Source organism: Peribacillus sp. TH16 (genome assembly GCF_016651095.1).
GTDB lineage: Bacteria > Bacillota > Bacilli > Bacillales > DSM-1321 > Peribacillus > Peribacillus butanolivorans.
Window position 1 is genome coordinate 1,399,836 of record NZ_JAEKEM010000002.1, and the last position, 20,791, is coordinate 1,420,626.

Genomic DNA, 20,791 nt, shown 5'->3' on the forward strand with positions numbered 1-20,791 from the left:
TAAGCTCCCCACTATATACTTTATGCATGGCGATACACTTTGCTTGTACAAAAAGGAGACTATTGCATGTGATAGGCAATAATCTCCTTAGATACAAATCATATTTAGTTTTGAGTTACATGAGTTTTCAAGGAACGACGTAAAATTTTTCCTGTCGTATTTTTTGGAAGTTCATCTAAGAACTCAATTTTTGTTGGGACCTTATATTTAGCTAAATGTTCTAAACAATAAGCAAGTAATTCTTCCTCGGTCAATGCATTATTTTTTTTCACCACGAAGCATTGAACGACTTCACCTTGATTAGGATCCGGCACGCCTATCGCTGCGGCTTCAACCACTTCAGGATGGGCGTATAGAACCTCTTCGACTTCACGCGGATAGACATTATAACCACCAACAATGATTAATTCCTTTTTACGATCTACAATAAAAAAGTAGCCTTCTTCATCCATCCGGGCTAGGTCACCAGTATATAGCCAGCCGTTTTTTAAAACAGCAGCCGACTCTTCCGGCATTTTGTAATACCCTTTCATTACATTCGGACCTCTGACAATCAATTCGCCCACTCCATTGACAGGCACTTCTTCATCAAGCTCATTTACGACTTTGTTTTCAACATGAAGGATTGATGTTCCGATTGATCCGGCCTTCCTTGGACGATCCAAAGGGTTAAAGCATGTGACAGGTGATGCTTCAGACAAGCCGTAACCTTCTGAAACAATAATATTAAATTTCTGTTCAAAGGATTCCAGCAGCGAAACCGGCATGGCAGACCCACCTGAAATACATATTCGTAACGAATTCAAATCTTCTTCTTTACCATCTGGATATTGGAAAAGGAAATTATACATTGTTGGTACGCCAGCAAAAACAGTCGCATTAAATTTTTTGATTAGCCTGAATATTTCCTTTGGACTAAATTGCGGGACAATTAACAGTGTACCTCCGCTCAACAATGGAGCATTCACAACGACTGTTAAACTGAAAACATGAAACATTGGCAGTGTCGTAACAACACGGTCATTTTCCGTGATTTTTAAATATTCGCCGACATCATGTGCATTGGAGTAAATATTTGTATGTGAGAGCATGGCCCCTTTTGGTTTTCCAGTGGTCCCAGAAGTATATAGAATGATTGCCGTATCTTCAGGATCCAGTCTCGGTCCTAAAAAGTGGACATCCCCCTTTTTCAGCATCTCTGTAAACGATTTCATTTTAGGGTAAATATTCAGTTTACTTATATCCCCATTAGCCGGTTGCGTTTCACAAATTACATATTGTTCAACACTTGAAAGAATGGGGTTCATATTCTCTAATAAGGGTAAAAGCTTATCTAAAGCTACAACGACCTTTACATCGCCATTATTCAGGATGTACCCAATTTCATCAGGTGTGTAAATTGGATTTACTGGTATTACGGTCGCCCCTGCTCGTAAAGCCCCATACAACGAAATAATAAAATGTGGAGAATTGCCTAAAACCAACGCAACATTATCACCAGTTGAAACACCAAGCTTATGTAGTTCGTCTGCAAACTTTGTTACAGCTTCATCCAATTCTCCATATGAAGTGGATTGATCCATAAAATAATAAGCTGGCTTATCAGCCTTTCTTAAAGCCGTTTGATGAAGCTGTTCAGATAAATTCATCGTTCTCCCTCCCCTGTAAAAAGCATGAATGAATAATCATTCATTTTTAGCTCAAACTAAATACAGTTTTATTATATTAAAAGTAAATGATTACAGCAACATTTTTATCCAAATTCAAGCAATTAATGTCATTATTAGACACAAAAGCCGTCCTTATAGGCTCGGACGGCTTTTCAAAATTAATATATTAAAGCTACTATCTCATCTTTTGTTACATTGCCAAAATAATGTCGAACATCTATTTCACCTAATACCGAGCTGATAGATTCTTTTTCATAACGAGTTCCAGTAAGCTTTTGTTCTATGTCAATAACTTCGCCAACTCCAAAGAAGTCACCGTAAATTTTACAGTTCTCAATGATTCCCCTATTCACTTCAAGACGGATATCAACCGACCCAACCGGGAACCTATGTGAGTTTTGCAAGTTGAATTTAGGTGATTTTCCGTAGTTCCACTCCCAGTTTTGATATCTTTCCTCTGAGATTTTATGAATCTTATCCCAATCTTCTTCTGTTAAAACATACTCTGTAATTTCTCCACTATCTTTAAAAATATTTTTCAGAAGGAAAGAACGGAATTCCTCAACAGTCATCGGTTTTTTTAGAAAATCAGCGATATTACCGACACGGCTTCTAATTGATTTAATCCCTTTTGACTCAATTTTATCTTTTTTCACTTTTAAAGCGGAAACAATATGGTCCATTTCTGAATGAAACAACAATGTCCCATGACTGAACATCCTGCCCTTCGTTGAAAACATCGCGTTGCCAGAGATTTTCTTTCCTTCAGCAAGAATATCATTACGTCCACTTAATTCAGCATGAATTCCTAGTTTTTCAAGCGTTTCTACCACAGGTTGAGTGAATTTCTTAAAATTATGGAAGCTGTCCCCATCATCTTTCGTGATGAAACTGAAATTGAGATTTCCTAAATCATGATAAACCGCTCCACCCCCGGAAAGACGTCTGACAACAGTAATACCGTTATCTTCAACATAATCGGCATTAATTTCTTCAATCGTATTTTGATTTCTCCCTATGATGATTGAAGGACGATTAATATAGAATAAAAGATAGGTTTCATCTATATTTAAGTGTTTGAGTGCATACTCTTCAATAGCCAGATTAATCTGTGGATCTGTGATTCCTTTGTTATCAATAAAAAGCACCGTTGTTCCCCCTTGTCGACTTCATTCATACCCCTGATGATTCATTTATAGTTGAAATTCGAGATTGCTTTTCGCTACTGCAATTTCCCGTTTGAATACCTCTGATGCTTCTTTTTTCAGTTGATTCAGATCACCATAATGTGGAAGATGAGTTAAGAGTAAAAGCTGGACGTCTGCCTTATCAGCAAGTATGCCCGCTTCCCTAGCTGTCATATGACCGGCCTTTGAGCCGTCCATATTACTGTAAAAGTTGCTTTCACATAATAAAACATTTGCATCCTTGGCGAAATCAGCCAACTCATCCATATAAGAGCTGTCCCCTGTGTATACAATCGAATGATTTTCAGCCTCTATTCTCATTGCAAAGCATGGAACTGGATGTTTTGTTTTCATAAAAGTAAATTTGCATGGACCGATGGTTAAAGGCTCATCAGCAGAGTAGGCAATCCCCTTTGTTATATCTTTATAGGTTAACTTTTCAAATTCGGCTGCATCTAAATCATGACCATAAATAGGAATAGTCCTTTTTTCGCTGCCCAGTATTTGCTGAATTAGCGCAGCGTGTTGCAGGACACCTACATCCGCTACGTGATCTGGATGATAGTGGGATAATACTACCGCACTGAGTTCCTCCGGCTTCATATGATTTTGTAGCTGTGATAGAACACCGCTACCGCAATCAAGCAGAATGCGAAAATCTTCATATTCAAGCAAATAGCCAGAACTTGCCTCATTTTTAGCTGGATATCCGCCCCAACAACCAATTACGGTGATTTTCATGCTTAGGCACTCCTTTTTTCTCACAATGACTTCCCCATTAATATAAACTATTCTTCCCCTATTTTCATCTTTTTTACCCATGTTATAAAACATACATTGACACAGTGATTCTGTTATAATACAATGAATACTATAGAAAAGAAATTAATAAAAAATTCAGGAGATGATGTTCATGATTCAAAGTAGCGTTGAGTTCTTTAAAAACCTGCCTCCTAAACAATGCACGGAATGCGGAAAAAAGATTGAAGAACAGCACGAATGTTATGGAAACCACTGTGATCATTGCCTTTCTGTAAAGTAATAGTTTACGTGTTTCACCATCCGCTTCCCAATTAGCAGGATGATCCCATATAAAGTTCCAGTTTCGCAGCTGGACCTATCCCCAAATATAAAAAGACGATCCAATTAATTGGATCGTCTTTTTATATTTCCTTCAATTTGAATGTGCTGTTTTAGGTCATATAAGCAAAAAAATAGAATTATCAAGTAACAGATAATCCTTTAAATAAATATATTTTGAATAGCTCAGCAATTTCTTCTTTTCCTAATGGTTCATGATTCCTCTCCCAATCGAAAATAAGGGCAAGGTACATTTTTAACATGAGGAAAGCTGTTATTTCTGGATCACAAGGCTGAATATAGCCTTTATCAATCGCTGATTTAAGTTTTTCTTTAATATAGGAAACAATAGCTTCTTCCATTTCATTAACCATTTCCTGAACAGCCGGTGTGCCAATTTCCCGTTCTTCCTGAAGAAGTTTTAAAGATAATTGATGTTCCTGTCTAAACTCCAAAATACGATAAACAGCTCGATGAAGATTTTCAAAAAAGGAGAATTGATCATCCAGGGATTGTTCAGCCTCATATTTCATTTCCTCTATCATCCGCTGAACAATTTCTTTAAAAAGCTCTTCTTTATTTTTATAAAAGGTATAGATTGTTCCTTTTCCGACATTGGCAATTTTAGCCACTTGATCCATTGTCGTTGCCTTGTATCCAAAAAGGGAAAAAGACTTGGTCGCGGCTTCTAAAATTAATTTTTTACGATCAACAGACATTTTCCACCTCAATTCCGACCAAACGAACAGAATAGTCAATAAGTTCAATAATATCTTACCAAAATCTTTCTGTTTTTTCAATTAATTTTTTGCGAACTTACAGAACATACACAGTATTCATCTTAAACGTATATAGAAAGTGGCTATCCTCGTTACTGGACAGCCACCTTATTAGAATTGAAGATGTTATTTTGTTTGATGAACTCAACGACTTTATCGACTACGGCCTCAGATTGATCAATGCAGTCCGGCAAACTGAACCCGTCATATACTACCTGCAAGGAATACTCAGCTGCAGACCAGTTATTCCTCCTCCGATTATAGCAATCGTTTTCATTGTATGATTCACCATTCATCGCCCTATTTTGAAAATTATTTCTCCTGTAATTTCTTTATAATAATTGTAGACAAGGCGTCGATAAATGCAGGTTTTACATTTGGCATATCAGGTCGGTAGTAACCGGCTCCAATTTCTTCTGTAACAACTTTACATTCATAATCATTATCATAAAGAACTTCAAGATGCTCGGATACAAAACCAACAGGAATATAAATGAAGGCCTTATAACCTTTTTCTTTATAGAGATCTCTAGTCAAATCCTGCACATCCGGTCCTAACCACGGTTCAGGCGTTTGTCCGGCACTTTGCCAGCCTACTGCATAATTGGAAACCCCTGCGCCTTCAGCGATTAGATTCGCCGTTTCTTCAAGTTGCTTTGGATATGGATCTCCTAATTGTAAAATCTTTTCCGGAAGGCTATGTGCAGAAACAACCAAAGCATAATTATCGCGTTCTTCCGAAGTCATTTTTCCAATTGTCTCTTTTAGTTGGTCCACCCAATATTGAATGAATTTTGGCTCATCATACCAGCTTTCAACAGAAGTAATGGTCAGACCACCCAATTTAGCTGCTTCATCCTGCGCACGCCCATTGTAAGACTTCACACTGAAAGTTGAAAAATGCGGTGCCAATACGATACTGACCGCTTCCGAGATACCATCATCATGCATTTGTTTAACAGCGTCTTCAACAAATGGTTCGATATGTTTAAGCCCTAAGTATGCCTTAAATTCAATTTCTTCCTGAATTGAATTTAATTGTTTTTCAAGCGCTTCTGCTTGTCCTGCTGTGATTTTTGCAAGGGGAGACAATCCACCAATCGCTTCATATCTGCCTTTAAGATCGGCAATCAATTCTTCACTAGGTCTTCTTCCATGACGAATATGTGTATAATATCTTTCAATATCCTCTTCTGTGTATGGAGTACCATAAGCCATGACTAAAAGGCCCATTTTTTTTCTTGACATGAATTTACACCTCTTTTAAAAATTCCGTTCTTTTATTGTGCATCCACATAAGGTTTTTTAGCAAACAGTTCGATCAGGTTTACTTCTTATTTGATGAGTAATCATGAATGAAAGCGGTCAATTTCTTCAAAGTTTCCGGATTCACGGAAGGGAACACCCCATGTCCAAGATTGAAGATGTAGCCATCCTGCTGCATACCTTGGTCAAGGATTTGTTTCGTCCGCTCTTCTATAACATCCCAAGATGATAAAAGGAGGGCCGGATCAAGGTTACCTTGAACTGTTTTCTGTATACCCATCTTTCTTGCTTCCGAGATAGGAAGTCTCCAATCCAATCCCACCACATCAATCGGCAGATCATTCCACTCCAATGCCAAGTGACTTGCACCAACACCAAACATAATTAAAGGTACATTTTCTTCACGTAAGGAGGCAAAAATGCGATTCATGATCGGCTTGATGAACACCCGATAATCTTCTACATTTAACGCCCCAACCCATGAATCAAAGATTTGAATGGCTTTAACACCCGCTTTAATTTGTGCCTTTACATAGATGATAATCATATCTGCTAACTTGTCCATCAAAGCAAACCAAGCTACCGGCTCAGAATACATAAAAGCTTTCGTCTTATTGTAGTTTTTGGAAGGACCGCCCTCTATCATATAAGAAGCAATCGTAAATGGAGCACCTGAAAAACCAATCAAAGGTACAGTCAATTGCTCTGTAGTTAATAATTTGATAGTGTCCAACACGTATGGTATGTCTTCCTCAGGATTTAATTCTCCTAATTTTTCAACATCTTTCACCGATTGAATTGGATTAGATATGACTGGACCGATTCCTGACTTAATTTCTACATCCACTCCAATGGCTGGTAGCGGTGTCATAATATCTTTATATAAAATCGCCGCATCTACATCATATTGCTCCACAGGCAATCTTGTCACATAGGCGCATAATTCCGGCTGGTGAGTAATTTCAAAAAGGGAGTACTTTTCTTTCAATTTACGGTATTCTGGCTGTGAACGGCCAGCTTGACGCATATACCAAACAGGCACATGATCCGTTTTCTCACCTCTCGCAGCTTTTAAAAATGTATCATTCGTAATTTCCTTAGACATTAATATCCACCTTTCAAGCAGTCACGTTCTATTTTTTTATTCATACTTACATAGAATATCAGATGGAAGTTGAATTTCAAATTGAATCTCCTTAAACTATAGCTTTTTCTATAATAGAAGTATAGCCAAGCTAATTATTTGTCAGAAAATCGACGTTTTTAGGATTTTCTCAGACTAATTTCCAAAGCTATTTGAATTGGACATGAAGATTTATATTTGATTAGAAATGGTAAAAACACTATTGATTGGGTAAAATGGGTATACACCTACTATTAGTGTTTGGAGGGGATCTATATGAATGTATTCATTACATCAGGCACATACGATTTTTTAAAAATCAAAAAAGATAAGCACCCGAATGAAAAAATATTACTTATGCAAAATTCTGAAACTGCAGTACTTTTGCATGAAACACCAGGGAAAACAATCTTTAGCTCACCACGTAAATTTGAAGTAGTGGATGGAAAGGGTGACCTTCAAAATCATGGATATGTGGTAATGAACAATATCCCTGTCAGTGAAGAAGGACGTCCGGTATTTGAACACCGTTTTAAAAACAGAGCAGGCTTCATTGAAAAAGAACCTGGATTTGTCGCCCTCCGTGTCCTGCGACCAACCAATTCAGAAACTTATGTCATCTTGACTATATGGGAAAAGCAAGCGGACTTTTTGAATTGGAAAAAATCTAGTTCTTTTCAAAAAGCACATAATGGCGATTCTAAGCCTCCTGTAACGAATTCCAGCCAGAAGATGTTCTCAGGGGAAGCGTATGTGACGCAATATACTTTGATGAAGGATTCTGAAGAATAAAATATTCTTGTCGCAACCCCGCATCAATAACAAAAGGCCCATCCTTAAGAGGATGGGCCTTTTTATCTTTCAAATCCGAATTGTTTGATTTAGATTAGCTGCTTGCGACCTTCCAAAATGATACTGACATACGGCTTTGAGTGTTTTAATTCCTATGAAATACGACAAATTTCTTCTTTATTTCCGGGGAAATGATTTTGTTAGTTACAAATATCGCACCTGTAAATCAATGTTTCATATTACTCTCCGTTCCAGCCACTGATACAAACACAGACACGTTAAACTATATCCAACACCAAGCACAAAACCAGCCAGGACATCCGTGGGAAAATGTACTTTCAGGGCAATCCTGCTGATTCCTATGACGAGTACTAGAAGAGTGAAACTAATTCCTACTCCCCATTTTACCGATTTCGATTTGACTTCTTTTATTATAAAGTAAGCAATCATACTGAAAAAAATAAGGCCCACCATGGAGTGGCCACTTGGAAAACTGAAGCCAGCTGCATTGACCAAATGATTTTCCGGTCTTTCTCTTTGAATAAGGTTTTTTATCCCTCTCTTCAACAAGTCCCCTCCAGCAACTCCAATCGAGAAAACGGCTATAGCCAAATAATCCTTCTTTTTCATCCATAAATAAAGGATAAAAAGTAAACTTCCAAAGCCAATAAATATCGAACTGCCGAAATATGTAATCGATTTAAAAAATGTAAACAAATATGTATTCTCCACCACGGTTAAATGATCCAAAATAAATTCATCAAACGCTAGAACCTTCCCATTTTGAACTTCATTCATCAAAAAAATGAATATGATCATGCAAAGCAAAATTACGGTAATCCTTGCATATTTAATCATGATATAACTCTCCTCGGAGTGGTATTATAATACTTTTGATTATTCAGATTATGATATACTATTTACAATTAACAATCATTTAGGAGGTGCATAATGATACACCAATTACACGCTCTTTTAGAAGGGTCTTATGAAGAAATGGTTTCCATTAGGCGATATCTTCATCAACATCCAGAGCTTTCTTTTCAAGAAACCAAAACTGCAGCCTTTATCTCTGATTATTATCAAAATCTAGGTATAGACTGTCAATCAAATGTGGGAGGTAATGGCGTAGTTGCAAAGATTACCGGCAGTAAACCTGGTAAAACAGTGGCATTGCGCGCTGATTTCGATGCCTTACCTATTCAAGATGAAAAAGAAGTATCCTATAGGTCTACTGTCCCAGGGGTCATGCATGCATGCGGTCACGATGGCCATACGGCGACTCTTCTAGTCCTTGCAAAAAACCTTCATGAACTGAAAGATGAGCTCGAAGGTCAGTATATTTTTATTCATCAGCATGCGGAAGAATATGCTCCAGGGGGCGCTAAACCAATGATTGATGCTGGCTGCCTTGATGGCGTGGATGTAATTTTCGGCACCCATTTATGGGCTACGGCTCCTACAGGAACGGTTCAATACACTTTAGGGCCAATAATGGCTGCTGCTGATCGATTTGAAATCCTGATTCAGGGGCAAGGAGGACACGGAGCCCAACCACACAAAACCCGTGATGCGATTGTTGTAGGTTCACAGCTAGTGGTCGCATTACAACAAATCGTAAGTCGGCGTCTTAACCCATTAGATTCTGCAGTTATCACTATTGGTTCCTTCGTGGCCGATAATGCCTTTAACGTCATTGCAGATAAAGCTAAAATTGTGGGGACCGTCCGCACTTTCAAGGAAGACCTCCGCTCATTTATAAGCGAAGAAATAGAGCGGGTTGTCAAAGGAACTTGTCTAGCTGCCGATTGCACCTATGACTATCAATATTTTCAAGGTTATCCAGCTGTTATCCCCCATAATGAGGAAACAAAATTTCTTATCGAATGCACCAAATCAGTCAAAGAAGTTCTAGTTACAGAGGAAATTGACCCAGATATGACAGGAGAAGATTTTTCTTATTATTTACAAAAAGTGAAAGGTACATTCTTCTTTACAGGAGCCAAACCCAAAAATGATGTCCATACCTATCCTCATCACCATCCTTTGTTTGACATCGATGAAAAGGCGATGCTCATTGCCGCCAAGACATTAGGCACTGCAGCGGTTACATATCATAATAAATAAAGATAAAGGGCGGGATATCCCCGTCCCTTTATTTAGTTAGAAGTCTAACTCGGTAACAATTAACTGCTGTCTCGCCAAGGTGTTCAAGCAAATGATGATTAGCATATGCACCAACTGCAGCCCCAAATCCTGGTACCAGCTGAAACATTTTGATTACATCTATGTGATCGCGATATTCCTGTTGAAATTCCTGCCAGTTGATTTCGTGCACATTCTCTGAATCCCATTCTTCTATAAACTGTAATGTTTCCATCTTTTTTTCCTCGCTTGAAAAAGCCAGCTGAAAAATATGAAGAATAAAAAGGCGTTCCTCATACTTGTTTGGGTCAAAACCATACAAACGTGATATTTCAAATAATAACTTCATCTTAATGCTTAAAAGGAGAGGAAAATCAGCCAACCCTATTAAAAGACCGGCTGCTCCTGTTCCTACACCTTCAATAACAGCTGTTTTTCGATAGGCCGCTATAGTTTCCGCAACCCATTCTTCTTTTTGTTGTAAAGATAGCAGCATCACATTTTTTTCTTTTGACATATATTTAGACCCTGATAATACGGCATCTACCATACTTTTAATGCTATCAGCAATTACTTTATGCACTCGGTTTGGAATATAACTGTTCACTTTTATTTGAGCCTTTTTGGACATGCGCTCAAGCATGCCCGATTTCTTAGCAATTTTCTTTTTCCATGAAACAAGTTCAGAAAGTGCCATTTGTTCGTATGCATTCATTTCCCCACCCCCACTATTCATGTATATACTCCTGATATGGCTTTTAGTTTCAATTTTCTTTCTTAAAGGCTCAGTTAAACAAACATGTTGATTTTTTGAAAAATTAAAAGGGCCGTTACCGGTCCTTTTGGAAGTACCTTGATGAACTAAAGCACCCGTTCAGAGTAATTTTATGTTGTAATTCAACATTTCTTCCACGATTGTGAAAGAAAAACTTACTATCGTTTAACAGAGCCTTTTTAAAAGATGAAGCTGATTTTTCTTTTGAAAAATCAGCTTCATCTTTAAAAGTTTTTTATTTTCTTTATTGCATAATTTTTAAAGCCCAACAGGAAAACAAGCCCCATCGCCAAAGCAGCTAAAGCAGACATCCATTCCCCTTTTATAAGCAGGACTATACTGAAGACAAGGTCCTCAAATAATAGGAAATAAGAAATAAGCTTTATTACTGCGAATTCTCTCATTTTTGCTGGCAAAGGATACAGTGACACCCATACTTTCCATTCATGTGCCTTCCAAACCGGCAGAAGTTGGAGAGCTGTCATAAATAGGAAAATAAAGGTGACAATCAAATGTGCCCATATGTTTGTAAAAACAGCTAAAACAACTGAGCCAATTACCGTTAATCGCAGGCAAAGTCCAACATAATCATTGGAACGCAGTAATGTTCGGGCATAAAGATAATTATACGTTGATTTCTTACCATACGGTATGAAGTCTAACAGCCAGTCCATCCATTTCCTTCTTGCAACCTTCCCTCTCAAATGAGGAACATCAGTAAACATATTCGCGATCTTGTAAAAGGAAGTCATTCTTTTGTTTTCAAGATCAACAAGCCGCTCCCACTTCAATACAAAGCCCCTAGTTGCACTACGGTAATACCTATACAGTCCTACCAATAATATGAAGGTTATAAGTACAAATAGAATATTGGCTTTTGTGCAAACAAAATAGAGCAGCACACCATTAAGTAAAAAACGGATGTAGGAGTCCCAATGACTCACTGATGCATCCTGATATTTCAACACGTGCCAACGCATAATTAAATTTAAATATTTAATTATCAACAAAACAACAAGAATGACCCCAAAGTCTGCACCGCTTGCACCCGTAACCTTCGCATACATCGGTATAAATGCAGTTAAGACAATCAACAGGATAAAGCCTTGCATAACCCAACTTAATAAAAGAGAATTTTTGAAATAGCTCTTCAATTTAGTTTCAAGCGGAAGCAAAAACACTGTATCTGGTTCTTTTAAAAATGTATTTATTGGGCTTCTGGTTACAATGATTGCTAAAACAAAGGCCATAATCAATTCAGCCGGGAAGTTACTGTCTAATGTTCTAACCCAGTCACTGTAATAATAAGCCAAACCACCAAATGCCAATACCATTACGAAGACAAGATGGCCGTTAAAAATATAGCGCAAATATTTTTGCATTTCCTTGATGTAGCCTAAATATCTTTCCGTCCAGAGATTTTGACTATTCATGACCAATTTCTTCTTTCGTTAATTGGATATACAAATCGTCAAGTGTTGCCCCCGGCATGGAGAATTGTTCGCGAAGTTGCTCTAGATTACCTTTTGCCCTAATTTCTCCATTGTGCAGAATGATGAAAGAATCACAATACCTCTCGGCCGTTGCCAGAATATGAGTGGACATTAAGATCCCGGCTCCACTCTCTTTCATTTTCCTCATTAAATCAAGCAACGATTGAATGCCTAGCGGATCGAGACCTACAAAAGGTTCGTCAACAATATATAAAGATGGCTGTATTAAAAAGGCACACATGATCATGACCTTTTGTTTCATCCCTTTTGAAAAGTGGGCCGGAAACCATTTCAGTCTCTTTTCCATATGGAATTCCTTTAAAAGGACATTCATCCTTTCTTTATATGTCGCTTCTTCCAAATCATGCGCCATGGCCGTCAACTTTAAATGCTCCTCAAGTGTCAGCTCATCATACAAGATAGGAGTTTCTGGTACGTAAGAGAATTGTTTTCGATATGTATCCGGATCCTGCGCAAGTGTTTTTCCATGAATCGAGACACTTCCGCCTTTCGGTTCCATGAGTCCGATAATATGTTTAATTGTTGTACTTTTCCCAGCCCCGTTAAGCCCGATTAATCCAACTAGCTCATTGGGTTGAATGTCAAAACTTATTCCTTTTAAAACGGGCGTTTTCGTGTATCCCCCGACTAGTTGCTTAATTTCCAATAAGGACATATAAACGATCCTTTCTATATAGAGGTTCTTATTTCCATTTTATCAAATTCTTCTGCTTTTATATAGTCGAGTGTCCCCAGAAATAAATTTCCACAAATAACCAATTATATTTTTTCACTTAATGGCCATCATAATTAAGGAAGAAGGGGTTAGTCATTACGTGTGATTCACATCATATTGTAAATGAGGTGTCAGTTAAAGACGTATTACACTGAAATGCCCAAACGTTTTATTACAAATGATTCACATCATATTGTAAATGAGGTGTCAGTTAAAGACGTATAAACTGAATTAAACCAGAAGCTTCATAAAAAATCGTATCGAGCAAGGAGATGGTTCGCTTGCACGTAAAAGCAGAAAAATCATTCAATAATTATCATTTATGCTTTGAAAGTTGATGAAACTTTAAAGATATAGGAGATGGTTGCTTTGAATGGAAAATCTCTAATCAGATAACCGTATTTTACTTTACTTTACTGTAGATGAGGTGTTTGTCGCAGAGAATTTATGCTAATGCGAATTGAAGCAAAACCCCCTTTTTCAAACAGACAGGGTGCAACTTTCCGTTGCATCCTGTTTTTATGGTTTTTTCTTTTCTCAGGGAATCAAGCTATGGTACGATTAACCAAATACATTAATTTTTTTAAAGGGGCGTTTTTAATGAGTGATTGCATTTTCTGCAAAATAATCGATGGTGAAATTCCAAGTACGAAAGTTTTTGAAAATGAACATGTGCTAGCTTTTCTTGATATCAGTCAAGTAACAAAAGGCCATACTTTGGTGATTCCTAAAGTACATAAGGAAAACCTTTACGAGTTAACACCGGAAATCGCCAAAAATCTATTTGAAGTCGTGCCTGAAATTGCCCGTGCCATGAAACAAGAATTCCAACCTGTCGGCCTTAATCTTTTAAATAATAACGGGGAAGCAGCCGGACAGTCCGTTTTCCATTTTCATATGCACTTAATTCCACGACACGGAGAAAATGACGGCTTTGGGGCAGTTTGGAAAACACATACACGTGACTATACACCCGATGACCTGAAACAAATAGCCGACTCTATTGCACAGCATATTAAGTGAAACTCCCGCTACCAGTAAAGGGTTATTGTCTATCTCCCAAAATGTTTAGAAGATTACAACTTACGTTCAATACTATTCAGTTGTACCGTGACAATTAAATACCCTAAATAGGTCCTCACTCACAGTGAAGGACCTATTTATTTCCTCCTCTTCTACTCCTTCCTAAATCAAAATGATTATCCATCTAAAATTCTAAATTTTCCTCCTATTGAATTTAGTTTTCTGGTAGGATATAAATAGACTAAAATACTTTAACACATAGCCGTATAGGAGGAAGAAAATTGAAACGTGCACGCAATTTTAACGCTGGGCCAGCCGCCCTTCCCTTAGAAGTTTTACAAAGAGCTCAAAACGAATGGTTGAATATTGAGGATTCTGGTATGTCTGTCATGGAATTAAGCCATCGAAGTGCTGAATTTGAAAAAATTCATAACCATGCCATTCAATCCTTAAAAGATCTTTTGGAAATTCCTGAAAATTATGAGGTTCTTTTTCTGCAAGGGGGAGCCAGTCTTCAATTCTCTATGATTCCTATGAACATTTTGAATGAGGGACAACGCGCAGATTTTGTACTAACAGGTTCTTGGTCGGAAAAAGCTTTAAAGGAAGCCGAAAAAGTTGGTAATACAGCAGTCGTTGCTTCATCTAAGGATGAAAAATATACGTTCATTCCTAAACTTGAGGATATCAAATTGAATGAAGATGCGGCATATCTTCATATTACAAGTAATAATACAATTTACGGAACACAATGGAAACATTTCCCAGAAACAGGTAACGTTCCACTAGTAGCTGATATGTCAAGTGATATCCTTAGCAAAAAAATTGATGTTAGTAAATTCGGAATCATTTATGCTGGTGCACAAAAAAATCTAGGACCTTCTGGAATTACCGTCGTTATCATCCGTAAAGATTTAATAACTGATAATGAAAAAATCCCATCCATGTTGAATTATTCTATTCATTCAAAAAATAACTCATTATATAACACACCGCCGACATTAGCGATTTACTTATTGTCACTTGTGTTGGATTGGGCCAAAGAACAGGGCGGTGTAGAGAAGATTGCCGAAGTAAATGGAGAAAAGGCAAAAGTCATTTACGATGCTATCGACAACAGCAATGGTTTTTACAAAGGCCATGCCCTTCCAGACAGCCGTTCACATATGAATGTAACGTTCACACTTCCGACTGAAGAAGCTGAAAAACAATTCCTGAAAGAAGTTAAGCAAGCTGGATTTGTGGGACTAAACGGTCACCGATCTATTGGAGGCTGCAGAGCATCCATTTATAATGCGGTACCGCTTTCACATTGCCAAGATCTTGCTGACTTCATGAAAAAGTTTCAAGAATCCTATAAAGCAACTGAAGCACAAGCCCTCTAGTTTCTATGCAAATTTAAGACTTCTAAAAAAATAGGTCTTATGATATACTATTTTAAACTTCTTGCAACAAGCAGTAGTGCATTGTTGAAGAAAAGATTTTAGTTGAGATGAGAATAGGAGAGATGAGTAAATGAAAACGAAAACTCTTGTGTCAATATCCCTTTTAATCGGGATTGGGGCTGCTTTGCATTTTATTGTTCCAGGATTCTTCCTAGGAATGAAACCGGACATGATGCTGTTGATGATGTTTTTGGCGATTGCACTGTTTCCCGAGAAAAAGAATGTATTCATTGTAGCCTTGGCTGCTGGAGCTATCTCTGCCATGACAACAACATTCCCCGGAGGACAAATTCCAAATATCATAGACAAGTTGGTAACAGCTTTTCTGTTTTATCTTTTATTCATCAGTCTTAAGAAGTTTTCAACATCCGTTGTCACCGTAAGTATATTGACTGCCGTAGGAACAATTATTTCCGGCGCTGCCTTCCTTGGTTCGGCTTATTATATCGTCTCCCTACCAGGGCCTTTCGTTGCACTATTCGGAGCTGTTGTCCTTCCTGCCGTACTGCTAAATACAGTTGCGATGGTTATCATTTATCCAATTGTGAACGGCATTGTAAAAAAATCAAATATACCCGCTCATGCTTAAACAGCAGGAATATCATACTTAAAAAAGCACCGGAATGACCGGTGCTTTTTTTTCTCCTTATGAATCTGGGATTTAGTCAGCATCTAGACTTATCTCTGACATTAAAACAAATCCTCTGAGGCTTAATGAATCAATACCCACATAAACCAAATAAAAAGCAGAAAGACCCCAGGTAGGCCCAAAGCGAACGCTCTAGTTTGATGCACCCTCTTAGGAGGATAGATACCAGGATTTTTTGCTTTCCTTAGAAAATACCCCATTCCACACAGGCATATTAGGCCTAATAAAAATATAAATTTCATTATTACCCACCAATGCCATCAATGATCCGACAGCTAGTTTTTTACTATCTATATGCCGTTCTTTTCTTTATATGAAGCATTTATAGATTAATTTTCAAGTTATTTTTAAATATTATATATTTAATATCTAAGTTTAAAAAAATATTTTTGTGATATAAAGATAAAATGGTAGAGACTCTTCCCTAAGGATGAAAATTATGGTATTTTGTTATCAATAGTATTTATATCCCTATATAACTTAATTTCCAATTGATGTTTTTCCAGCAGGGATTTAGACCATGTAAAGCGAAATCAATATTATAAAATGAGGTGATCCTAATGAAAGCAAAATCATTACTAATTGGCTTTTTAACTGGAACAGTTGTAGCGGGAGCAGCAACCTTACTTTCTGCACCAAGTTCTGGTAAAGACTTACGGACTCGCATCAAAACAAACACGGAAGAAATTAAGGCAGCCATTGATGAGTTAAAGGCAAAATTGTTAAATATTAAAGATGACACAATGGAAGCTACACAAATCAGCAAAGAAACGGTGAAAACCTTCATTTCAGATGTTCAGGTGGTCATTGAGAACTGGAAGCAGGAAATTGAACCAAATAAAACGGAATTATTGAAGAATGTTCAAGAAATTGAAGATTCTCTGAAAGAATTAGAAACAGCATTACCTTCTCCTAAAAACTAAAAGTTAACACCATCATACAAGGCTGATTCTCCATTTTTCCCAATAATTTACATAGTTTATTAGAGAAAAATGGAGAATCTATTAAAAAACCTTAAATTTTCTAAAAATTTTGCAAATATTATCTTTATTAATTTTTATTTTATTGTCATAATAAATATACAGAATCTGATAAGTAGGTGAGCCCATAAAATGCAGAATAAAAATTATTCTATGAAAGAAGCAATGATTTTTAGTCAACGAATTGCACAATTAAGCAAAGCATTATGGAAATCGATTGAAAAAGATTGGCAGCAATGGATTAAGCCCTATGATTTAAACATCAATGAGCACCATATTCTTTGGATTGCTTATCATCTTAATGGCTCTTCCATTTCAGACGTTGCAAAATTTGGGGTCATGCATGTTTCAACAGCATTTAACTTTTCAAAAAAATTAGAGGAACGTGGATTTTTAACATTCTCCAAGAAAGAGAATGACAAAAGAAATACGTATATTGAGATAACTCCAGAAGGTGAAAGAGTTCTACTTGAGTTAATGGAGTCATATGACCCAAGTAAAAACTCAGCTTTCTCAGGTGCACTTCCACTTCGTGAACTTTATGGTAAGTTTCCGGATATGATTGAAATGATGGCTGTCATTCGTAACATATACGGGGAAGATTTCATGCAAATCTTTGAACGGTCATTCGATAACATTGATCAGGAGTTTACTGACGTTGAAGGCAAAATCACAAAAAAAAAGATAGAGAAAGAAACTGAGCCAGTTTAATTTAATCTCACACTCTATTCATTTCCTTCATGAATGATACATATAAACCTTGTGAGAGGCATGCGTTAATACATTCTTTTATGGTTATTTTAGGATTCAACCTTTTTTCAAATTGAATAAAAAGCGGTCGAAAGTTCATGTACCCTTCCGCTTTTTCTATTTCATAGCGTTTGCTCAATATATCACATGTCTCCAACAACTCTTCCGCTTCCTTCTTCGTGAAATTTTTTTCCACAAAAAGAAAGTCTAACTTTGCCTCCGGATTACGTATAAGGTTTAATAATAGTTGCTGATGAAAACGGAGTATTTCTATTTCTTCATTTATATTTCCCATACATTATTAATCCCCAATCAATCATTATTTAGCATAAAGACTCCAAACCATTATTCCGCCCAAAATCCACCTTATTCTTCATTTAGAACTCGATTTTATCTTATTGTAGCCTTCTTCATTCTGCACTGTTTTTTATCTTCAAACTAAATCCAAAAATTCTATTGCTTTTTCAACTCATTCATCGTAATGTATGTAAGTAAATTCAACGGTCTATGGAGGGCTGATTTCAAAATGAATTCGTGGAAAACAATAGACGTAACAAAACAATATGGGAGTTGCCGTTTAATTATTTTTTCAGTTTTTACTATATTGATGTCTTTTGTTATGATCTATACATTATTAAGTGTCTTTTCAACTCATGTCGTTTTGTATGACGATCAAACAATGGTATTTTTTAGCCTATTGCTCTTATTATATCCTGTTCACAAACTATTACACTATTTACCTCTACGATTACTATGTAAAAAAGTGAAAACATCCTGGTCTTTGAAGTGGAGACTCGTGCTCACATGCAAAATAAATGTGCATTACCCCATTCGAAAGCACCTATATCTCTTGACGCTAGTGCTACCCTTTTTAATTATGTCTGTCATATTAATTGGGTGTGCCCTTAGTTATCCACATTACATCCATTATTTCACTATTTTATTTTCCCTGCACACCGGATTATGTGTATCGGATTTCATTTATATAAAAAATCTAGTTGGTTCGCCAGGGCATTCCTTTATTGAAGAACATGGAGAAGGATACGACATCCTCATCCAAAAGTAATTGATTGTCTTTTTATTCATAAAGATGACTGACAGATTTTTAGGTATCTTTTTTCATTATAATTTGGTATCGTATTTATACATGATGTTTTGTAAGGAGGGATTTTAGGTTTTGATCTCGTTCTGGTTTATTATTTTTGCTATACTGATTCTTTATAATATTAATAGAATGACAAATTCTTTATGTATTCAAAAGGAAATTGCTGAAGACCGGCAGCCTAAAGTATTCAGGACCATTAATGTATTAATTACTATTATGTTATTATCCTCCTATATTGAAATTTTGTATACGTAGAGATGAGCAACAAATGTTGATTATCATTTGTTACATACATTGATGATACCCGGGGCATTATCCACATAAAGAAAAGGGCGAAGCGAGCAGCTTCGCCTTTTTGTTTATGAGTTTATAACCAAGAAGCTCCAATTATGACTAACAGGATGAAAAGAACGACAATTAGAGCAAAGCCTCCACCTATTCCTCCAGACATTGATCTTCCTCCTTTCCATTCTTAAGTAATAGCAATTTCATGCACACTCTTATATCCGCTAAAAGGAATCATTCCTTTCATTAGCTTGATAAGCATTTTAATCATTTCTTGTTGAGCGGCTACCCTATCCTATTCAACTCCATTGCAAAAGGAGTGGGCTCTTTCCATTATTAATTTTGAGTATAATTAGCAAAAGGCTGCCCCTACAATTATTAATAAAATGAATAACACTACTAACAAAGCGAAACCTCCGTTAAATCCATTACCCATTTTCCTACCTCCTTTGTTGTCCTCGATTTATCATATGTTAAGGTTTATTATCCGGTTAGGTATTTACCCAATTTTCGTAAAATTCTTATTCATACATCAATATATTATTTTTTGTAAAGTAACCAGAATATGTTATAGTTAATTTTGTGGAAATACTAAGAAGAGCAAACAAGAAACTTAAAACTAGGAGTTGTTTTTTAATGAAGAAATGGGCATTATCGATTGCTGTTACAGCAGGATTGATCGGACTTACAGCATGCAACAGCGACAAGGAAGCAGTCGTAGAAACTAAAGCAGGAGATATATCTAAAGAAGAGTTTTACAATGTCATGAAGGACCGTTATGGTGATACAGTTCTTCAAGAACTTGTTTATGAAAAAGTTCTTTCTGAAAAATATACCGTAACGGATAAAGAAGTTAAAGCTAAAACGGACGAGCTGAAAGAGCAAATGGGTGAGAATTTCGAAACAGCTCTAGCCTCTTCCGGATATAAGAGCGAAGATGATCTTAAACGTGCACTAAAAATCGGCATGCTTCAAGAGAAAGCAGCCATCGCGGATATTACCGTGAAAGAAGCTGAAGTAAAAAAAGCTTATGAAGACTATAAACCACAAATCAAAGCTAGGCATATCCTTGTAAAAGACAAAAAAACAGCAGACGAAGTTAAAGCAAAATTGGATAAAGGCGAAGACTTTGCTAAACTTGCTAAAGAGTATTCTACTGACACAGGCACAAAAGATAAAGGTGGAGAGCTAGGCTGGTTCGGTAAAGGTGATATGGTTCCTGCATTTGAAGAAGCAGCCTACAAAATGAAGAAAGACGAAATCAGCGCACCGATTAAATCTGATTACGGCTACCACATTATCCAACTGCTTGATACAAAAGAAAAGAAACCATACAAAGATATGAAAAAAGATCTTGAATATGATTTGAAGGTCGCTCAAATTGACCAAACTAAAGTTCAAGATATTCTGGATGCAGAGGTTAAAAAAGCAGACGTGAAGATTAATGATAAAGATTTAAAAGATGCTATTACATCTGGTGGCACAACTAAAGAAGAAAAGTAATTTTG

Annotated in this window: 25 protein-coding genes; 11 read left to right on the top strand and 14 right to left on the bottom strand. The window is 36.7% G+C overall.

Annotated features, from left to right (window positions below; all coding sequences use genetic code 11):
- Positions 1-104 precede the first annotated feature (104 nt).
- From JFV29_RS06735 to JFV29_RS06745, 3 genes are all read right to left on the bottom strand, one after another.
- Entirely contained in the window at positions 105-1,649 is a 1,545-nt protein-coding gene (locus tag JFV29_RS06735) for a fatty acid--CoA ligase family protein (protein ID WP_201181941.1), read from the bottom strand.
- A gap of 179 nt (positions 1,650-1,828) precedes the next feature.
- Positions 1,829-2,818, bottom strand: coding sequence for a lipoate--protein ligase (locus JFV29_RS06740; protein ID WP_201181943.1), 990 nt, complete (start codon positions 2,816-2,818; stop codon positions 1,829-1,831).
- A 45-nt stretch (positions 2,819-2,863) separates the two neighbouring features.
- Positions 2,864-3,598, bottom strand: a complete 735-nt coding sequence (locus JFV29_RS06745; RefSeq protein WP_201181945.1) for an MBL fold metallo-hydrolase — start codon at positions 3,596-3,598, stop codon at positions 2,864-2,866.
- A gap of 172 nt (positions 3,599-3,770) precedes the next feature.
- On the opposite strand from JFV29_RS06745, the gene yhfH reads away from it, so the two are divergent.
- The gene (gene yhfH, locus JFV29_RS06750) at positions 3,771-3,899 is read left to right on the top strand and encodes a protein YhfH (protein WP_082527657.1); all 129 of its coding nucleotides are present in this window, start codon (positions 3,771-3,773) and stop codon (positions 3,897-3,899) included.
- A 181-nt stretch (positions 3,900-4,080) separates the two neighbouring features.
- On the opposite strand, the gene JFV29_RS06755 is transcribed toward yhfH, so the two are convergent.
- From JFV29_RS06755 to hemE, 4 genes are all read right to left on the bottom strand, one after another.
- Complete coding sequence (locus JFV29_RS06755) at positions 4,081-4,656, bottom strand: TetR/AcrR family transcriptional regulator (protein ID WP_056528061.1); 576 nt, start codon at positions 4,654-4,656, stop codon at positions 4,081-4,083.
- 152 nt (positions 4,657-4,808) lie between these two features.
- Positions 4,809-5,012 carry a hypothetical protein gene (locus JFV29_RS06760; protein WP_201181947.1) on the bottom strand — a complete coding sequence of 68 codons (204 nt, stop codon included), beginning with the start codon at positions 5,010-5,012 and terminating at the stop codon, positions 4,809-4,811.
- 16 nt (positions 5,013-5,028) lie between these two features.
- Positions 5,029-5,964, bottom strand: coding sequence for a ferrochelatase (hemH, locus tag JFV29_RS06765; RefSeq protein ID WP_201181949.1), 936 nt, complete (start codon positions 5,962-5,964; stop codon positions 5,029-5,031).
- Positions 5,965-6,043: 79 nt separating this feature from the next.
- Positions 6,044-7,087, bottom strand: coding sequence for a uroporphyrinogen decarboxylase (gene hemE, locus JFV29_RS06770; protein ID WP_053344929.1), 1,044 nt, complete (start codon positions 7,085-7,087; stop codon positions 6,044-6,046).
- A gap of 294 nt (positions 7,088-7,381) precedes the next feature.
- Between hemE and JFV29_RS06775 the strand changes: the two genes are divergently transcribed.
- A complete protein-coding gene (locus tag JFV29_RS06775; RefSeq protein ID WP_056528055.1) occupies positions 7,382-7,897 on the top strand; it encodes an antibiotic biosynthesis monooxygenase family protein in 516 nt (171 codons plus the stop codon).
- A gap of 234 nt (positions 7,898-8,131) precedes the next feature.
- Here JFV29_RS06775 and JFV29_RS06780 read toward each other — a convergent pair whose 3' ends face one another.
- Positions 8,132-8,755, bottom strand: coding sequence for a phosphatase PAP2 family protein (locus JFV29_RS06780; protein WP_201181951.1), 624 nt, complete (start codon positions 8,753-8,755; stop codon positions 8,132-8,134).
- A 93-nt stretch (positions 8,756-8,848) separates the two neighbouring features.
- Here JFV29_RS06780 and JFV29_RS06785 point away from each other — a divergent pair, with 93 nt between their 5' ends.
- The gene (locus tag JFV29_RS06785) at positions 8,849-10,024 is read left to right on the top strand and encodes a M20 family metallopeptidase (RefSeq protein ID WP_201181953.1); all 1,176 of its coding nucleotides are present in this window, start codon (positions 8,849-8,851) and stop codon (positions 10,022-10,024) included.
- Positions 10,025-10,052: 28 nt separating this feature from the next.
- On the opposite strand, the gene JFV29_RS06790 is transcribed toward JFV29_RS06785, so the two are convergent.
- The 3 genes from JFV29_RS06790 to JFV29_RS06800 all read right to left on the bottom strand — a co-directional run bounded on the left by JFV29_RS06790 (position 10,053) and on the right by JFV29_RS06800 (position 12,986).
- On the bottom strand, positions 10,053-10,757 hold the full coding sequence (locus JFV29_RS06790; RefSeq protein WP_201183422.1) for an EcsC family protein: 705 nt from the start codon (positions 10,755-10,757) through the stop codon (positions 10,053-10,055).
- A gap of 284 nt (positions 10,758-11,041) precedes the next feature.
- A complete protein-coding gene (locus JFV29_RS06795; protein ID WP_201181954.1) occupies positions 11,042-12,250 on the bottom strand; it encodes an ABC transporter permease in 1,209 nt (402 codons plus the stop codon).
- Positions 12,243-12,986 carry an ABC transporter ATP-binding protein gene (locus tag JFV29_RS06800; RefSeq protein WP_053344923.1) on the bottom strand — a complete coding sequence of 248 codons (744 nt, stop codon included), beginning with the start codon at positions 12,984-12,986 and terminating at the stop codon, positions 12,243-12,245. The genes JFV29_RS06795 and JFV29_RS06800 overlap by 8 nt, the downstream gene beginning before the upstream one ends.
- 660 nt (positions 12,987-13,646) lie before the next feature.
- Between JFV29_RS06800 and JFV29_RS06805 the strand changes: the two genes are divergently transcribed.
- From JFV29_RS06805 to JFV29_RS06825, 5 genes are all read left to right on the top strand, one after another.
- Complete coding sequence (locus JFV29_RS06805; RefSeq protein WP_053344922.1) at positions 13,647-14,069, top strand: HIT family protein; 423 nt, start codon at positions 13,647-13,649, stop codon at positions 14,067-14,069.
- A gap of 281 nt (positions 14,070-14,350) precedes the next feature.
- Positions 14,351-15,454, top strand: a complete 1,104-nt coding sequence (gene serC, locus JFV29_RS06810) for a 3-phosphoserine/phosphohydroxythreonine transaminase (protein ID WP_201181956.1) — start codon at positions 14,351-14,353, stop codon at positions 15,452-15,454.
- Between the two features lie 130 nt (positions 15,455-15,584).
- The gene (locus JFV29_RS06815; RefSeq protein WP_098174919.1) at positions 15,585-16,103 is read left to right on the top strand and encodes a tryptophan transporter; all 519 of its coding nucleotides are present in this window, start codon (positions 15,585-15,587) and stop codon (positions 16,101-16,103) included.
- A 620-nt stretch (positions 16,104-16,723) separates the two neighbouring features.
- Entirely contained in the window at positions 16,724-17,086 is a 363-nt protein-coding gene (locus JFV29_RS06820; RefSeq protein ID WP_201181959.1) for a YtxH domain-containing protein, read from the top strand.
- 189 nt (positions 17,087-17,275) lie between these two features.
- Positions 17,276-17,854, top strand: coding sequence for an HTH-type transcriptional regulator Hpr (locus JFV29_RS06825; RefSeq protein WP_053344917.1), 579 nt, complete (start codon positions 17,276-17,278; stop codon positions 17,852-17,854).
- Positions 17,855-17,861: 7 nt separating this feature from the next.
- On the opposite strand, the gene JFV29_RS06830 is transcribed toward JFV29_RS06825, so the two are convergent.
- A complete protein-coding gene (locus tag JFV29_RS06830; protein ID WP_201181962.1) occupies positions 17,862-18,188 on the bottom strand; it encodes a DUF1878 family protein in 327 nt (108 codons plus the stop codon).
- A 384-nt stretch (positions 18,189-18,572) separates the two neighbouring features.
- Between JFV29_RS06830 and JFV29_RS31585 the strand changes: the two genes are divergently transcribed.
- Both JFV29_RS31585 and JFV29_RS30230 read left to right on the top strand, forming a co-directional pair.
- Positions 18,573-18,959: a DUF3267 domain-containing protein gene (locus JFV29_RS31585; RefSeq protein WP_223305572.1), complete on the top strand. Its 387-nt coding sequence runs from the start codon at positions 18,573-18,575 to the stop codon at positions 18,957-18,959.
- Positions 18,960-19,070: 111 nt separating this feature from the next.
- Complete coding sequence (locus tag JFV29_RS30230) at positions 19,071-19,253, top strand: hypothetical protein (RefSeq protein ID WP_034314696.1); 183 nt, start codon at positions 19,071-19,073, stop codon at positions 19,251-19,253.
- 112 nt (positions 19,254-19,365) lie between these two features.
- Here the strand turns inward: JFV29_RS30230 and JFV29_RS06840 are convergent, their stop codons facing one another.
- Both JFV29_RS06840 and JFV29_RS06845 read right to left on the bottom strand, forming a co-directional pair.
- Positions 19,366-19,449, bottom strand: a complete 84-nt coding sequence (locus JFV29_RS06840) for a YjcZ family sporulation protein (RefSeq protein ID WP_034314699.1) — start codon at positions 19,447-19,449, stop codon at positions 19,366-19,368.
- A 186-nt stretch (positions 19,450-19,635) separates the two neighbouring features.
- Complete coding sequence (locus JFV29_RS06845) at positions 19,636-19,719, bottom strand: YjcZ family sporulation protein (protein ID WP_083450669.1); 84 nt, start codon at positions 19,717-19,719, stop codon at positions 19,636-19,638.
- A gap of 200 nt (positions 19,720-19,919) precedes the next feature.
- Between JFV29_RS06845 and JFV29_RS06850 the strand changes: the two genes are divergently transcribed.
- Positions 19,920-20,786: a peptidylprolyl isomerase gene (locus JFV29_RS06850; protein WP_201181964.1), complete on the top strand. Its 867-nt coding sequence runs from the start codon at positions 19,920-19,922 to the stop codon at positions 20,784-20,786.
- The last annotated feature ends 5 nt before the right edge of the window (positions 20,787-20,791 follow it).

Bases quoted from the DNA above. Each gene is read 5' to 3' on its own strand.
- JFV29_RS06735 (WP_201181941.1), bottom strand. From the start codon at position 1,649: ATGAATTTATCTGAACAGCTTCATCAAACGGCTTTAAGAAAGGCTGAT.
- JFV29_RS06745 (WP_201181945.1), bottom strand. From the start codon at position 3,598: ATGAAAATCACCGTAATTGGTTGTTGGGGCGGATATCCAGCTAAAAAT.
- yhfH (WP_082527657.1), top strand. From the start codon at position 3,771: ATGATTCAAAGTAGCGTTGAGTTCTTTAAAAACCTGCCTCCTAAACAA.
- JFV29_RS06755 (WP_056528061.1), bottom strand. From the start codon at position 4,656: ATGTCTGTTGATCGTAAAAAATTAATTTTAGAAGCCGCGACCAAGTCT.
- JFV29_RS06760 (WP_201181947.1), bottom strand. From the start codon at position 5,012: ATGAATGGTGAATCATACAATGAAAACGATTGCTATAATCGGAGGAGG.
- hemH (WP_201181949.1), bottom strand. From the start codon at position 5,964: ATGTCAAGAAAAAAAATGGGCCTTTTAGTCATGGCTTATGGTACTCCA.
- hemE (WP_053344929.1), bottom strand. From the start codon at position 7,087: ATGTCTAAGGAAATTACGAATGATACATTTTTAAAAGCTGCGAGAGGT.
- JFV29_RS06775 (WP_056528055.1), top strand. From the start codon at position 7,382: ATGAATGTATTCATTACATCAGGCACATACGATTTTTTAAAAATCAAA.
- JFV29_RS06780 (WP_201181951.1), bottom strand. From the start codon at position 8,755: ATGATTAAATATGCAAGGATTACCGTAATTTTGCTTTGCATGATCATA.
- JFV29_RS06785 (WP_201181953.1), top strand. From the start codon at position 8,849: ATGATACACCAATTACACGCTCTTTTAGAAGGGTCTTATGAAGAAATG.
- JFV29_RS06790 (WP_201183422.1), bottom strand. From the start codon at position 10,757: ATGAATGCATACGAACAAATGGCACTTTCTGAACTTGTTTCATGGAAA.
- JFV29_RS06795 (WP_201181954.1), bottom strand. From the start codon at position 12,250: ATGAATAGTCAAAATCTCTGGACGGAAAGATATTTAGGCTACATCAAG.
- JFV29_RS06800 (WP_053344923.1), bottom strand. From the start codon at position 12,986: ATGTCCTTATTGGAAATTAAGCAACTAGTCGGGGGATACACGAAAACG.
- JFV29_RS06805 (WP_053344922.1), top strand. From the start codon at position 13,647: ATGAGTGATTGCATTTTCTGCAAAATAATCGATGGTGAAATTCCAAGT.
- JFV29_RS06815 (WP_098174919.1), top strand. From the start codon at position 15,585: ATGAAAACGAAAACTCTTGTGTCAATATCCCTTTTAATCGGGATTGGG.
- JFV29_RS06820 (WP_201181959.1), top strand. From the start codon at position 16,724: ATGAAAGCAAAATCATTACTAATTGGCTTTTTAACTGGAACAGTTGTA.
- JFV29_RS06825 (WP_053344917.1), top strand. From the start codon at position 17,276: ATGCAGAATAAAAATTATTCTATGAAAGAAGCAATGATTTTTAGTCAA.
- JFV29_RS06830 (WP_201181962.1), bottom strand. From the start codon at position 18,188: ATGGGAAATATAAATGAAGAAATAGAAATACTCCGTTTTCATCAGCAA.
- JFV29_RS31585 (WP_223305572.1), top strand. From the start codon at position 18,573: ATGGTATTTTTTAGCCTATTGCTCTTATTATATCCTGTTCACAAACTA.
- JFV29_RS06840 (WP_034314699.1), bottom strand. From the start codon at position 19,449: ATGTCTGGAGGAATAGGTGGAGGCTTTGCTCTAATTGTCGTTCTTTTC.
- JFV29_RS06845 (WP_083450669.1), bottom strand. From the start codon at position 19,719: ATGGGTAATGGATTTAACGGAGGTTTCGCTTTGTTAGTAGTGTTATTC.
- JFV29_RS06850 (WP_201181964.1), top strand. From the start codon at position 19,920: ATGAAGAAATGGGCATTATCGATTGCTGTTACAGCAGGATTGATCGGA.